We start from the raw sequence: 14984 nt of genomic DNA on the forward strand, positions 1-14984 counted from the left end.
CATGTTCTGGCGCGGCGTCTGGGGCTATCTGCCGGCCCAGATCGTCCAGGGCGCAGTCGGTTTCCTGACCATCTTCGTCTTTACGCGCCTGCTCAGCGCGGATGACTTCGGCCATTACGCCCTGGCGTTTTCGGTGACGACCCTGGCCCACACCGTGACCTTCACCTGGCTGGAGGCGTCGATGGCGCGCTTCTGGGCGGCCGAGCGCACGCCCGAAGGAATGGCGACCCATTTCGCCAGCCTTTACCGAACCTCCTTCGCCATCATCGCCGTCTTCACCCCGATCGCAGCCCTGGTCGTGTGGTTGGCGCCCCTGACGCCCGCGTTCAAGATCGCCGTCGCCTTCGGTCTGGCCGGCGCGCCCGTGCGCAACCTCGCGAAGCTGGCGCAGGAGCGGTATCGCGCGGCGGGCGAGGTGTCGAAATCCGCCGCCGTGGACATCGGCGTCGCCATTCTGGGCTTTCTGGTCGGGGCCGGGTTCGCGCTGGCTGGCGCTGGCGCGGCCTCGCCCTTGCTGGGCTTGGCCATCGCGCCGCTGTTCGCCCTGCCCTTCATCCTGCCGGGCGAGCTGCGTCAGGCGACGGGCGGGACCGTGGATCGCACGCGACTGAAGGCCTATGCCCTCTACGGCTATCCCATTGCGGCGTCGCTGACGCTGGCGCTGGTGCTGGCTTCGACGGATCGGTTCCTGCTGGCGGCGTTCATGGATGCGGCGGCGGTCGGCGCCTATCACGCCAGCTACAGCCTGGCGAACCGGACACTGGACGTCATATTCATCTGGCTGGGGGCGGCCGGGGCGCCAGCCATGGTCATGGCGCTGGAGCGCGGCGGGCGTGAGGCGCTGCGTCAGACCGCCATCGAGCAGGGTTCGACCCTGATCCTGATCGGCCTGCCGGCCGCCGTGGGCTTGTCGCTGGTCGCACGACCGCTGGCGGAGTTGATGATCGGCCAGGATTTGCGCGCCGCCGCTGCACTGGTGACGCCGTGGATCGCCGCCTCGTCCTTCCTGTCGGGGATGATCGCCTACTATTTCGGCTTCGGCTTCACGCTTGGAAAAAAGACCGGGCTGCTGCTGGTGACCATGGCGATTCCGGCTCTTTGCAACGTCGCGCTGAACCTGTTGTTGATCCCGCGCATGGGTGTGACGGGCGCCGCCGTCTCGACCGCCGCCAGCTTCGCCATCGGCCTGATCGCCTGTATCCTGCTCAGCCGCCGCGCCATCGCCCTGCCAATGCCGTGGGAGGCGCTGATCCGTTGCGGGATCGCGTCCGCCGTCATGGCCGGGGTCGTATGGATGCTGCCGCCCATCGGCGGTTTCGTGGAGCTGATGCTGGACGCCAGTGTGGGCGGTCTCGTCTATGCCGTCGTCGCCCTGACGCTGAACGCCGCCGGGGTGCGTAACGTCCTGCTGCGCCTGATCCGCGCGCGCCGGAGCGTGACGGCATGAGCGCCCATATCCACGACAACGCCGCCTGGTCTCAGGCGACGCCGGCGATCTCGGTCCTGATTCCCTTCCTGCGCGACGATCCGCAAGGCTTGTTGCGCCAACTGGACACCGAGGCCCCGGTCCTCGCAGGCGCCGTCGAGCTGGTTCTGCTGGACGACGGCACCGCTGACTTCGACCTGACCCAGCAGTTACAAACGACGATCAATACGTTGCGGCTGCCCGCCCGCCTCATCACCCTGGCCGCCAACGAGGGCCGCGCCAGGGGCCGCAATCGCCTGACCACCGGCGCCCGAGGCGAGGCCTATCTGTTCCTCGACAGCGACATGCGGCCCGATACGGCGGCCTTCCTGCAAATCTGGCTGCGGCTGGTCAGCGACAATGCGCCTGCCGTGGCCTTCGGCGGCTTCTCGCTGGATCAGGCGCCGACCGACGCGCGGTTCGCCGTCCACCGCGCCCTGTCCGGCGCCTCGGAATGCCTGCCCGCGTCCCAGCGCGCGCTGACGCCCGAGAAATACGTCTACACCTCCAATCTGCTGGTGCGCCGCGACGTCTTCTCCGCCGAGTCCTTCGATCCCGGCTTCAGCGGTTGGGGCTGGGAGGACGTGGAGTGGGCCATGCGCGTCTCGCGCCGGTTTCCCGTCGTCCATATCGACAATCCCGCCACCCATATGGGCCTGGACACGGTCGAGGATCTGGCGCGCAAGTTCGATCAGGGTGCCGGCAACTTCGCCCGCGTCGTCGCCCTGCACCCCGCCATCGTCCAGACCTATCCCAGCTACAAGGCCGCGCGCGCCCTGAAACGCCTGCCCGCCCTGCCCTTGGCGCGTCGCCTGATGAAACAGGCCGCCCTGACTGCGGTCTTGCCAATCAAGGCCCGCGCCTTCGCGCTCAGGCTCTACCGCGCTGCTGTCTATGCGGATGCCGTCTGACATGCGCGACGTCGCCGTCATCATCCCGACCCTGCGCCGCCTCGACAGCCTAGAGCGCGCCCTGCGCTCGGTCTTCGCCCAGACCGGATCGCTGCACCGCGTGGCCGCCATCGTCGTCGCCGACAATGACCCGCAAGGCTCCGCCGCGGTCCTGATCGAGCGCCTGCGCGCCGAGACGCCCGTGCCCCTGACCTACGCCCACGCCCCCATCCCCGGCGTGGCGACGGCGCGCAACATCGGCCTGGCCGCGACCGCCGCGCCCCTGATCGCCTTCCTGGACGACGACGAAGCCGCCTCCCCCGGCTGGCTCGCCGCCCTGCTGAACGCCCAAGCCCAGACCGGCGCCGATGTCGTCTTTGGCCCCATTCGCGGGCGTGTGCCAGACAACACCGGCTGGACCACCACCTATCTGGAGCGGTTCTTCGGCCGGGACGGCCCGCGCGAAACCGGCCTGACCGACGACATCCACGGCTGCGGAAACAGTCTGATGGTGCGGGCGACCGCCCTGCTCGGCGCCGCCCCATTCGACGTCGCCATGAACGAGACGGGCGGCGAGGACGACCGGCTGTTCACCGCCCTGTCGGCGCGCGGCGGCCGTTTCGGCTGGGCCGCCGACGCCTGGGTGGATGAGTTCGCCCCGCCGCACCGCGCCACGCTGAACTATGCCCTGACCCGCGCCTTCGCCTATGGCCAGAGCCCAACGCAGATGGCCGCCGCCCGCCGCGACTGGGCCGGCGTCGCCAAATGGATGCTGGTCGGTCTGGTCCAGACGGGTCTTTGGGGCGCCGCGTCCGTCCTGTCAGCGATCCTGCGCCGACCAGACCGCGCGAACATCTATGACCGCTGCGCACGCGGCGTCGGCAAGGTGTTCTGGACCAAAGGCTTCGAGCCGAAACTCTATGGTTCGGCGATGCTGTCGCGGTCAGACGTCTGACGCAGACAAATGGCCGTAGCGATGAAATCGAAGTCGCGCCCTTCCTGAAGCGTGACACCATTCGGATCACGTCATCGGACCAGCCGAGCCGCCTATTTGGAGTGCTCCAACACCGGGGTTGATCGAAACAGGCTCATGACCACGACGGCGGCGGCGAAACACGCGGCCGCTGCGACATACAGGCCCCGAACATCGGCGCCGGAACGCTCGAGAATGAGGGCGGCGACCGGGGCCATCGCCTGAGGCAGGGCGACAGCCAGGTTGTTCAACCCCATGTCTCGCCCGCGATTGTTCTGCGTGGGAAGAGCATCCGCCATCAAGCCCATCTCCACGGATCCATAGGCGCCCTGGCCCAAGCCATAGACCGCGAGGGCGAGAACCGCCGTTGTCCAGGAAGGTGCGATCGCCAGCACGGCGGTCGCCGCACACAGCAACAGCGCTCCCATCAGCGCAACAGGCTGTCGCCAGATTATCCGCCGTCCAAACAGGGCGATGGCCCCCGCGACGACCACGACGCTCACAAAGGCGATGCCCATGAGCAAGGCATGCGCGCGTTCCGGTGAGCGACCGGGCCATCCCACCGCGTCCGTGACGAAATACAGCAGATACATGCTGACCAGGGCGTAACCTGTCGCGATGAAAAGGCGCCCGGTCCAGACCACGGCGAAGTTTCGCGATCTGAACGGCGCGATGAACGAGCCTATGCCGCCGGAAACGGAGGATTGCGGCGTTTCTGGCCGCTCAGAACAGGGCGGCTCGTCGTAAACGACCAAGAAGATGAGAGCGGCGCCGAGAAGAATGCCGGCCAGAAGCGCTAATCGTCCGGGCTCATACCGAGGCCCGAGCGCCATCAGGCTGGACCCCAGCGCAACCGCCAGCGGATACGACAGGCCCAGCATCGCAGAGACGGTGCTTCTCAAAGCGATCGGCACGCGATCTGCAAACACCGCTGAAAGCGGCGCCATCAGAACGTTGAATGCGAGTTGAAACCCGATCAAGGCCCAGACGAATTCGCCCGGCGTCGACGATCGCCATATGCCGACATAGCTCAAGACCGTTAGGAGGGCGCCCAACGCGATCCAAGGCCTCCGACGCCCGAACCGCGACGTAGTCCTATCGCTGATGGTCCCCATGAGAACATTGGCGGCGGCAGCCGTAATGGCGCCCCAGAACATCGCGCGGCTCAGGATTTCCGTTTTGGAGCCAGCATCCAGCCCGGCCGCATGAAGCGGCGCGATGATCTGGAAAAGGGGCGCCAGGCCAATGAAGGCGGCCAGAAAGAGCACCAAATACGCCGCAACGACCAGACGCGTGCGGCGGGGATGGGAATAAGTTGAAACTTCGCCCTCCTCCATCGAACGACCCTCGCCTCTATGACACGAGCCCCGACGCGCTTGCTAGCACGATCACCGCGTCATCCGGCCTCACCGGCTGCAACACAAAGCGATCACGCCGCATCTTGTGACAACGCTGTCAGCTGCTAGTGTTTTTGCAAAGATGGTGCGGCACGCCGACGCGTATTGGTGTCGTGCGTGAACGAAGACAGGCCTTAAGGGAGGTTGGTATGAGAAAGAGAGTGACGGCGAGCGTTGCGGCCATGGCCTTGGCGGCCGGCTTTGGTGCGGCGCACGCCGAACCTGACGCCAACGCCGTTCGCATGAGCCAAGTCGGCTTCGAAACCCAAGGGCCGAAGACGGCCACCGTCGAGGACCAGACGGCCCGTCCCCTGCCTTGGCGAATCGTCGATCGCTCCGGCGCCGTCGTCGCTCAGGGCGCGTCAAAAGTCTTCGGCCAGGACGCCGCCTCCGGGCAGAGCGTTCACACGGTCGATTTTCAGTCGCTGCAGACGGACGGCGAAGGCTACCGCCTCATCGTGGGATCGCACGAGAGCCGCCCCTTCTCGATTCAGCAGCATCCGCACGCGCGACTGAAGTACGACGCCCTCGCCTATTTCTATCAGAACCGGGCCGGCGTGCCGATCCTGGCGGATCACGTCGCGCGGCCGGATCTGGCGCGTGCCGCCGGGCACCCGCACGAAGTCGCGGCCTGCTTCTCGGGCGCCGACACGACCGGCGCGGTCTGGCCCGGGTGCGACTATACGCTGGACGTCACCGGCGGCTGGTATGACGCTGGCGACCACGGCAAATACGTCGTCAACGGCGGCATCTCGGTCTGGATGCTGTTGAATGCCTATGAACGCGCAATGGCCAGGAGCGGCCCGGGCGCAAGCGCCTTCGCAGACGGCAAAGTCGACATTCCGGAGGCCGGAAATGGCGTCAACGATCTGCTCGACGAGGCCCGGTACGAGATCGAGTTCCTGCTGAAGATGCAGATCGCTGACGGCGTGAAGCTGAAGGTCCCGGTCGGCGCCCAGGCGCCGGGTCAGCCGCTGACCCTGACCGAGATCGACGCCGGCGGCATGGTCCATCACAAGGTGCATGATGCGCAGTGGACGGGCCTGCCTATGGCCCCGGCGGACGATCCTCAGCCGCGCCTTCTCTATCCGCCCAGCACAGCCGCAACACTCAATCTCGCCGCGGTCGGCGCCCAATGCGCGCGGATCTGGCGTGACATCGATCCGGCCTTCGCGCGCCAATGTCTGACGGCGTCGCAGCGCGCCTTCCGCGCGGCGCTGCGCAATCGCGACGTTCGGGCCGGAGAGAATTTCGCCGGCGGCGGCGCCTATGGCGACAGCGACTTCTCGGACGAATTCTATTGGGCCACGGCCGAGCTTTTGGCCACGACCCGCAATCCGGCCTATCTGACCGCGCTGAAGACCTCGCCCTATTATCTGGGTGGACCGCTGTCGGGCAAAAGCGCGACCGGCGATCCGGGCTTTTCCTGGACAGCGTCGCTGGGATCGCTGACGCTGGCGACCGTGCCGGACGTTCTGCCGCCGGAGGATCTGATCACCGTGCGCGCCAATATCGTGGCGGCCGCCCGCGCATACGTCGATGCCGGCTATGGTCAGGGCTACGGCCTGCCGGTCGCGGGCGAGAAATACGAATGGGGCTCGAACGGCGCCTTGATGAGCCGGGCGGTGATCCTAGGTTCCGCCTTCGACTACACTGGCGACTGGAATTTCCGCAACGCGGTGATCTGGTCCTTGGACTATGTTCTGGGCCGCAATCCCATGGATCGGTCCTATGTGACCGGATACGGTGATCGTCCGGTTCAGAACCCGCACCATCGCTTTTGGGCGCATCAGGCCGACCCGGCCTATCCCCTGCCGCCGGCGGGCGCCCTGTCGGGCGGTCCGAACAATCAGGCCATGATCGACGACGTGGCCAAGACCCTGGTCGGCAAATGCGCGGCCCAGACCTGCTGGGCCGACGACATCAACGCCTATGCCCTGAACGAAGTGGCCATCAACTGGAATGCGCCCCTGGTCTGGGTCGCCGCCTTCATCGACGATCGCTGACGGGATCGATGGCCTAGATCGAGCGCCGAGCCCCCCGCCGCGATGCCGTGGCGGCGTGCGGTCTTCAGGCCTTGGGCGCCAGCAAGGACGGCTCGGCCAGATCTCTATCGGCCTCGGCGACCTGCCCCAGCTCGCCCCGCGCCCTCGCCTTCCTGCCGTAAACCCACTCGAACAGGGGCGAGGCCATCAGCGTGGTGATGATGGCCATCAGCACCAGGATGGAGAACAGGGCCGGGCCGATGACGCCCTTTTGCAGGCCGATGTTGATGATGATCAGCTCCATCAGGCCGCGCGCGTTCATCAGGGCGCCGATGCCCATGGCCGTGGCGTTGTCCTGACCCGTCAGGCGAGCGGCGGCCCAGCAGGCGCCGCCCTTGGCCAGGATCGAGCCCAGCAGGATGATGACGGTCACGGCCAGCAGCCCCAGGCTGTTGACCATGGTCAGCTGGGTGTTCAGGCCGGAGAAGGTGAAGAACATCGGCAGCAGCACCAGCACGGCGAACGGCTCCAGTTGACGCTTGACCTCGTCGCTCAGCAAGCCGCGCGGCATGGCGACGCCCAGGATGAAGCCGCCGAAGACGGCGTGAATACCCACCGCGTCCATGGCCCAGGCGCTGAGCATGAACAGGATCAGCACGATCCCCAGCACTGTCGGGCTGAGCCGCCCTTCCCGTTCGGCGATCCGTCCCAATGGGGCCAACATCTTCGGCCCCAGCGTCAGCATGAACAGGGCGAAGGCGCCGCCCCCCGCGATGGCTGTCACCGCCACCATCGGTCCCGCGCCGAAGCTGGCCAGGACGATGGCCAGAACGCACCAGGCGCCGGCGTCGTCGATGGCGCCCGCCGCCAGCGACAACGAACCCAACCGCGTGCCGCTGAGCCCCCGCTCATGGATGATGCGCGCCAGCATGGGAAAGGCGGTGATCGAGATGGCCGCGCCCATGAACAGCATGGCCTGCCAGGTCTGGATGCCCGGCCCGAACAGACCCTCGGCGACCAGCCAGGGCGCAAGGGCGACAGCGACCAGGAAGGGCGCCGCCATGCCCGCCAGCGACACGGCGGCCGCGCTTTTCGCATTGGCCCTGAAGTGGTCGCGACGGAAGCCCAGCCCGACCAGAAACATATAGAGGCCGACGCCCAATTGGGCGCCGACGAACAGGATCGACCGCGACTCCTTGGGGAACAGGGCCGCCTGAAGATCGGGCGCCAACAGGCCAAACAGCGATGGCCCGAGAATCACTCCGGCGATCATCTCGCCCACCACCTGCGGCTGGCCAAGGTAGCGTTTGGCCAGCCAGCCCACGATGCGGCAGGCGGCGATGATGATCGCCATCTGCAGGAAGAAGGCCACACTCAGTTCAGCATTGGTCATGCGGCCGGTTCCCCCCTTGGCGAGCGCCAGCCTACTGCGTCGGACAGACGGCGTCGCCCTCGTTCGACGCCAGGCGGATATCCTCGACGGTGACCGCAAAGTCGGCAGCGGTGCGCAGGCCCCAGGGTTGGTCGACGGCGGCGATGTCTGCGCCGCGATCGCGCAGGCACGACAGCCGCACCTTCAGCGTGCGCCATTCGCCGACGGGGGCTGCAGCGATCAGGCTGGAGATGTCGACCGACCCGGCGCCCAGGGTCAGGAACACCTGACCCTTGGGCCGCGTATCGACGCGGTAGCGGAAGGCGATGGCCATCTCGCCGTTCGACTGGCGCGTCAGATCGACCGGCTGCGCCACGATCAGGGCCTGTCCCCCGCCCTGCGAGAAGGTCAGGGCGCGCGCCGATTCCTGACCGGCGCCGTCGGTGGAGCGCACCGACACGCCGCCGCGCGGGCTGGCGCCGGTCTTTTCGGAGCCCAGGCGGAACTCGCCGCCCGCGTCGCGCAGCATCAGCGACCAGGGGGCGACGAAGCGGCCGTCGACGAAGTAGCGGTCCAGGCTGCCGACCGCCCCGACCACGCCGCTGTCTTCCGACAGCAGACCGACGCGGGCGTTGCGCGCATAGGTCAGGCCGTAGCCATAGGCGAACTGCGGATCATAGCCGGGCTGACCGACGTTCAGCGGCTCGCCCTTGGCGGTCTTGGGCCAGCTGAAGGACAGGGTTCCGGTAAAGTCGTTGCGCGGCTTGCCCGCCGCATCGCCGATCAGCACGTCGGCGATCCCGCCGCCTTCCGTGCCCGGCAGCCAGGCGGCGACGAAGGCGTCGGACGCATTGATCTCGGGGTTGATCCACATCGGGCGGCCCGACAGGAAGACCGACACGGTGGGAATGCCCGCCGCCTTCAGACGCTTCAGCGTCTCCAGCGGGCCGGTGGGCAGGAAGTCCAGCGTGTCCACGTCGCCCTGGAACTCGGCATAGGGGGTCTCGCCGAAGACGACGATGGCGACGTCCGGCTTCTGGGTGAACGCCCCGTCGGCGCTGAGCGTCGCCTGACCGCCGCCGGCCGCCACCGCCTCGCGGATGCCGCTCCAGATCGACTGGCCGTTGGGGAAGTCGGCGTTCGAGTTGCCCGTGCCCTGCCACGTCAGGGTCCAGCCGCCCGAGGCCTGGCCGATGTCGTCGGCGTGACCGGCGACCAGCACCCGCGCGCCCGAGCGGATCGGCAGGACCGAGCCCTCGTTCTTCAGCAGCACCAGCGACTTGCGCACCGCCTCGCGCGCCAGGGCGCGGTGAGCGGGCGAGCCCAGTTCGTTCAGACGCCCCTCGACCGGGCGGCTGTCGTTGAACAGGCCGGTCTTGACCTTGACGCGCAGGATGCGGCGCACCGCCTCGTCCAGGCGCGCCATCGGGATTTCGCCCGACTTCGCCTGGGCCAGGGTGTTTTCATACAGCGGCTTCCAGCTGTCGGGCGCCATGAACATGTCGATGCCGGCGTTGAAGGCCAGGGCGCAGCTTTCGTTCGAACAGCCCGGCAGCTGGCCATGGGCGTTCCAATCCGACACCACGAAGCCGTCGAAGCCCAGCGGGCCGCGCAGCACGTCGGTCAGAATGGTCTCGTTGCCCGAATGTTTGACGCCGTTCCAGCTGGAGAAGCTGGCCATGATCGACAGCACGCCGGCGTCAATGGCCTGGGGATAGCCGGACAGATGGGTGCGGATCATCTCCTGTTCGGACCCGGCGAAGTCGCCCTGGTCCTTGCCGCCGGTCGTGCCGCCGTCGGCGAGGAAGTGTTTGGCCGATCCGGCGATGTGGCCGGCTGTCAGCGGATGGTCGACCGACAAGGCCCCCTGAAGGCCAAGGGTCATCGGGCCGGCGTAGCTCTGCGCCACCTCGGGGTTTTCGGCATAGCCTTCATAGGCGCGGCCCCAGCGGTCGTCTTGGGGCACGGCCAGGGTCGGGCCGAAGGTCCAGTCGGCGCCGGTCACGGCGACTTCCAGCGCGGTCGCCTCGCCGATCCGCCGGATCAGGTCGGGATCGCGCGCGGCGCCCAGGCCGATGTTGTGCGGAAAGATGGTCGCGCCGACGACGTTGTTGTGACCGTGCACGGCGTCGATGCCGTAGATCAGCGGCACCTTGGCGCCCGGCCGCTGGGCCGCCGCCGCACGGAAGGCCTGGGCCAGTTCGACCCACTTGTCGGCCGAGGCGCGCTCGTCGCCGCCCGGCGAGGAGTTGCCGCCCGCCAGGATCGAGCCCAGCGGATAGGTCAGCAGGTCCTCAGGCTTGATCGACGCGATGTCGGCCTGGATCGTCTGCCCGACCTTCTCCTCCAGCGTCATCCGGCTCATCAGCTCGCTGACGAAGGCTTCCGTCGCCCGATCCGTCATCGCCGCCGGCGACGCCGCGCGGGGCCAAAGCGCAGGATGCGCGCGCGTCGCATCCGTCACGATCGACGCCTGCGGCGTCACCGCCTGAACCGGAACAGCCCGAACCATGCCAGGATCAATCGCGCACGCGCTTGACATGAGGGTGATCACCAGGGCGGTGGCGGCCTTGTGCATGAGGGAGACCTGATCGCTGGGGCCACCGCGCCGGACGGGCCAATCCCGGAGACGCGCCTTCAGGCCGATACTGACGTCCAAAACAGCCTCGGACAAGCACACTGTGCCCGGCTCATGACAACGCTGTCAACATTCCTGTTTCCACACGTTGTCAGCGCACGATTGCGGCAGTGGACTGACGCTGGATGAGATCGTGCGGAACGATGACGCGGGCATTGGCGTCACCCTTCAAAAGACGGCGCAGAGGCGGGATCAGGCGCTGGGCGGCGGCGGCGGCCATCTCCGCCACCGGCTGGCGGATCGTGGTCAGATCGGGCGTGCTGAAACCCGCGCCGGGCGAATCGTCGAAACCCGCGACCGACAGGTCGCCCGGCGCCGACAGCCCCAACCTCGCCGCGCATTGCAAGACGCCCAAGGCCGTATCGTCGTTGCTGGCGAAGATCGCCGTGATGTCCGGCGCGGTCTGGTGCAGCTTCTCCATCGCCAGCGACCCGGAGTTGAAGGTAAAGTCGCCCTCCACCACCCAGGCCGGCGCCACCTCGAGACCCGCCTCAGCCATGGCGTCCCTGTAGCCCGCCAGGCGCCGTCGACTGGCGCCATAGGCGACCGGTCCGGTGACAAAGGCGATCCGGGTGTGACCCAGCGCGATCAAATGGCGTGTCATCTCCAGCGCGGCGCGCCGGTCGTCCATCGCGATGCAGTAGCCCCGATCAAAGGCCGCTTCCGGTCCGATGCGAGCATAGGGCGTGCCGGCCGCGTCCAGCACGTCCATCACAGCGATGTTGTCCGAGTTCGGCGGGGTCAGAATGACGCCCTCGGGCCGGATGGAGTTCAACAGCGCCATCAGATCGCGTTCGAGATCAGGCGAGTTATGATCCACCAGCTCGATCATCAGATGATAATCGACCTGGCGCGCCTCCATCAGGGCGCCGAACTCCAGACGCCCCAGATAGTCGCTTCCGCGCCCGCTCTTCCAATGTTCGATGGTCAAATCCGCGTCCACCAGGACCGCGATCAGGGACGACGACGCCCCCGCCAGACTGCGCGCCGACAGACTGCGCCGATAACCCAGAGACGCAGCCGCCTCCTCCACCTTGGTTCTCAGTGCGGGGCTGACGTTCGGCTCGTTGTTGAGCACACGCGACACGGACTTGATGGACACGCCCGCCTTCGCGGCCACGTCATAGATCGTCACCGTCGCCAAAATGCGTCCCCCTGAACGTCGCTCGAACCGCTTCTAACATCCCCGTTCGAAAAGGCGATGCCGACACAGCTTATGGTCAGGCTTGTCCATCGCTGTCATGCCAAAAAATGGTCTGCTAGACAGTCGACATGATGACCCAAACCGATGCCGGTCCGATCCGAAAAGTCGTCATCCTGGGCGGCGGGACGGCCGGCTGGATGACGGCCGCCGCCCTGTCTCATCGTCTGGCGGGCAGCCCCGTGTCGATCGAACTGGTCGAGTCCGACGAGATCGGCATCGTCGGCGTGGGCGAGGCCACCCTGCCCCACATCCGCGCCTTCAACACGGCCATGGGCATCGACGAGCAGTCGTTGATCGACCAGACGCAGGCGACCTTCAAACTGGGCATCCAGTTCGTGGATTGGGGACGACCCGGCGACAGCTACATCCATCCCTTCGGCGCCTATGGCGAACCGATCGAGGGGATCGATTTCCACCATGTCTGGGCCGCGCGCCGCGCCATGGGCGACGCCGCCGACATCAGCGACTACAGCTATCCGGTCAGGGCGGCCGAGGCGAACCGCTTCCAGCGGCCGGCTTCCGACCCCGGCTCCATCCTGTCCACCTTCAGCTACGCGTTTCAGTTCGACGCCAGTCTTTACGCCGCCTTCCTGTGCCAGGTGTCGTGCGGGCGCGGCGTGGTCCGCACCGAAGGCAAGGTCGTCGATCATGTCCTGAATGGAGCGACGGGAGATGTCGACGCCATCGTCCTGTCGGACGGGCGCCGCATCTCGGGCGACCTGTTCGTCGACTGCTCGGGCTTTCGCGGACGGCTGATCAATCAGGCGCTGGAGACGACGTTCGAGGACTGGAGCCATTGGCTGCCCTGCGACAGCGCCTTCGCCGTGCCGTGCCAGACGACTGCGGCGGTTGGTCCCTATACCCGCGCAACGGCCCGTGCGGCGGGGTGGCAGTGGCGCATTCCGCTGCAACATCGCACCGGAAACGGCCACGTCTTCTCATCGGCTCACATTTCGGACGAGGACGCCGTGGCGACCCTGATGTCCAATCTGGAAGGTCCGGCGCTGGCCGAGCCGCGTCGGCTAGGCTTTAAGACCGGACGACGCCAAAGGCTGTGGAGCCGCAACGTCGTCGCGATCGGCCTGTCCGGCGGCTTCCTTGAGCCGCTGGAATCCACCAGCATCTACCTGATCCAGTTGGGGATCACGACCTTGCTGGATCTGTTTCCCGACAGGGTTGGGATGGCGGCGGACGCCCAAGAATACAATCGGATAATGGCGCTGGAGTTCGACCGGGTTCGTGACTTCCTCGTCCTGCATTATGTCGCCAACCAGCGTGATGAGCCGTTCTGGCGCGAGATGCGAACCATGGCCTGGCCCGACAGTCTGTCGGCCAAGGTCGAAGCGTTTAAGTCGCGCGGCCTGCTTCCCGACTACGACATCGGCGTCTTCCTGCCGCCCAGCTGGCTCGCCGTGCTGGTGGGGCAGAACATCGTCCCGAACGCCTGGGATCCGCGCGTTGATCGGCTGGAACCGCACGTCCTGTCCGCCAAGCTGGCAGCCCTGCGTGACGCCGTCCGATCGACCGTTGGTCGGACGCCCGATCACATGACCTTCATCCGCCAAGCGGCCCAGCGCGCAGGGGGCGTCCGATGAGCGGGTCAGACAAGGTTTGGGTCATTAGAGGCGGCGGACTGGCGGCCTGGGCGGCGGCCGCCCTGTTGGCCAAGACGCTGCCTTCCGGTCATTCGGTTCTGATGGAAGACGCCGTTGCCCCAGCACTCGGTGAAGAGCCTGAGGTCGTTATCGCCGAACCCGACGGCGTGCTCGTCCAGTTGTCGGAGGCCGCCGATCTGTTGGCTCAGGGCCACGGCGGCTTCTTCCTCGGCTCGCTGCTGCGAAACTGGCGCGACGGGCGAGACATCGCCGTCGTCGAGCAGGAGCCCCTGCCTGGGATCGATGGAGTCGCGTTGGTGGATGTCGTGCTGCGCGCGGCCCGTCTGTCGCCTGCCGCCCCCGACTATGCCGCGCTTCTGGCGCCGCTGCAGTTTCAGGCGCGCGTGATGGCCGCCGGTCGTTACGCGCATCCCAGCCCGGATCGGCAGTCGCCCCGCTCTCTTCTTCGTCCCAGACTGAGGCTGGACGCGCGCGTTCTGACGGCGCGACTGCGGGACACCGCCCTGGGCGCCGGCGTGCGAGAGGGTCTGGGCGACATCCGCGAGATCGCGCCCTTCATGACCGTGGACACGCGAGCGACCAGCGCCTTTGACGGCGACGACGACTGGACCGCGCGCCTGGGCTATGACCGCTGTCTGACCCTGCGCTACGCCGGTGGAGATCACGCGCCGCGTCTGGATATGGCCAGCCTCGAAGAAGGGCTGGCCAGTCGCAGCCCCCTGCCCGGCGGCGGCTTCGCCAGCCTGGCCTACGCCGCAGATCGCACCACCGCTGACGTTGCGAAGGCGGCGCTCGCGGCATGGCTGGGCGACGTTGACGTCGCCGCTCCGTCGGACGTCGCCCTCGCCCCCGGCCTGGATACGCATCCCTGGAGCGGCCGTCGTCTTGCTCTTGGTCCGGCGGCGGCGCGCTTTGGCGACCCCTTGAGCCTGGACAGCGCCGCGCTGGAGCGACAGCTCACACAACTGGTCGCATCGCTGCCGGGCGCGTCCGAGCAGATTTCAGCCTGCGCCGAGGCCTACAATGAGGCGGTGGTTCGCGACATCGCGCACCGCGCGGACCGACTCCATCTTATCCTTCTGTCCGGGTCGCAAGGCCAGCGACTGGCCCCGGCTGGCGACAACCTGGCGCGTCGCATCGCTCAGTTTACGTCTCGCAACGCCGGCGTCGGCTTGGATGGCGATCCTTATGATGCTCAGCACTGGATAATGCTGATGGCCAGTCTGGGCATCATGCCCCGCCGTTACGACGTCCAGGCCGACCGTCTGGACATCAAGGCCGCCATGGCGTCGCTGGGGCGAATGGTCATCGCTTTCGACCAGACCTTGGCCGCCCTGCCCGCCCATTCTCGGTTCGTCGACCGGCTGCGCGAAGGCGGCTGATCCAGAACGAAAAAAAGGGGCGTCGATCAGATCGACGCCCCAAGTCTTCGCTCAGAGAAGAA

At 67.2% G+C, this 14984-nt stretch carries 10 protein-coding genes; 6 read left to right on the forward strand and 4 right to left on the reverse strand.

Going from position 1 to position 14984, the window contains the following annotated elements; genetic code table 11:
• Position 1 precedes the first annotated feature (1 nt).
• The 3 genes from DT343_RS06120 to DT343_RS06130 are packed head-to-tail and all read left to right on the forward strand — an operon-like array spanning position 2 to position 3310.
• Positions 2–1447 (forward strand): oligosaccharide flippase family protein, encoded by a 1446-nt coding sequence (locus DT343_RS06120; protein WP_112862147.1) that lies wholly within the window; start codon positions 2–4, stop codon positions 1445–1447.
• Positions 1444–2376: a glycosyltransferase family 2 protein gene (locus tag DT343_RS06125; protein ID WP_112862148.1), complete on the forward strand. Its 933-nt coding sequence runs from the start codon at positions 1444–1446 to the stop codon at positions 2374–2376. The genes DT343_RS06120 and DT343_RS06125 overlap by 4 nt, the downstream gene beginning before the upstream one ends.
• A gap of 1 nt (position 2377) precedes the next feature.
• A complete protein-coding gene (locus tag DT343_RS06130) occupies positions 2378–3310 on the forward strand; it encodes a glycosyltransferase family 2 protein (protein WP_112862149.1) in 933 nt (310 codons plus the stop codon).
• A 92-nt stretch (positions 3311–3402) separates the two neighbouring features.
• Here the strand turns inward: DT343_RS06130 and DT343_RS06135 are convergent, their stop codons facing one another.
• Positions 3403–4665, reverse strand: a complete 1263-nt coding sequence (locus DT343_RS06135; protein ID WP_112862150.1) for an MFS transporter — start codon at positions 4663–4665, stop codon at positions 3403–3405.
• 209 nt (positions 4666–4874) lie between these two features.
• On the opposite strand from DT343_RS06135, the gene DT343_RS06140 reads away from it, so the two are divergent.
• Positions 4875–6731 carry a glycoside hydrolase family 9 protein gene (locus tag DT343_RS06140; protein WP_220116485.1) on the forward strand — a complete coding sequence of 619 codons (1857 nt, stop codon included), beginning with the start codon at positions 4875–4877 and terminating at the stop codon, positions 6729–6731.
• Between the two features lie 64 nt (positions 6732–6795).
• On the opposite strand, the gene DT343_RS06145 is transcribed toward DT343_RS06140, so the two are convergent.
• The 3 genes from DT343_RS06145 to DT343_RS06155 all read right to left on the reverse strand — a co-directional run bounded on the left by DT343_RS06145 (position 6796) and on the right by DT343_RS06155 (position 11855).
• Entirely contained in the window at positions 6796–8103 is a 1308-nt protein-coding gene (locus tag DT343_RS06145; RefSeq protein ID WP_112862152.1) for a cation:proton antiporter, read from the reverse strand.
• A 31-nt stretch (positions 8104–8134) separates the two neighbouring features.
• On the reverse strand, positions 8135–10594 hold the full coding sequence (locus DT343_RS06150; RefSeq protein WP_112862582.1) for a glycoside hydrolase family 3 protein: 2460 nt from the start codon (positions 10592–10594) through the stop codon (positions 8135–8137).
• A 217-nt stretch (positions 10595–10811) separates the two neighbouring features.
• Complete coding sequence (locus DT343_RS06155) at positions 10812–11855, reverse strand: LacI family DNA-binding transcriptional regulator (protein ID WP_258522542.1); 1044 nt, start codon at positions 11853–11855, stop codon at positions 10812–10814.
• 137 nt (positions 11856–11992) lie between these two features.
• Between DT343_RS06155 and DT343_RS06160 the strand changes: the two genes are divergently transcribed.
• Both DT343_RS06160 and DT343_RS06165 read left to right on the forward strand, forming a co-directional pair.
• Positions 11993–13519 (forward strand): tryptophan halogenase family protein, encoded by a 1527-nt coding sequence (locus tag DT343_RS06160; RefSeq protein WP_112862154.1) that lies wholly within the window; start codon positions 11993–11995, stop codon positions 13517–13519.
• On the forward strand, positions 13516–14922 hold the full coding sequence (locus DT343_RS06165) for a tryptophan 7-halogenase (protein WP_112862155.1): 1407 nt from the start codon (positions 13516–13518) through the stop codon (positions 14920–14922). Before DT343_RS06160 ends, DT343_RS06165 begins: the two co-directional genes overlap by 4 nt.
• Positions 14923–14984 lie beyond the last annotated feature (62 nt).

Origin of the sequence: Brevundimonas vesicularis, from assembly GCF_900445985.1 — a bacterium.
GTDB lineage: Bacteria > Pseudomonadota > Alphaproteobacteria > Caulobacterales > Caulobacteraceae > Brevundimonas > Brevundimonas vesicularis_D.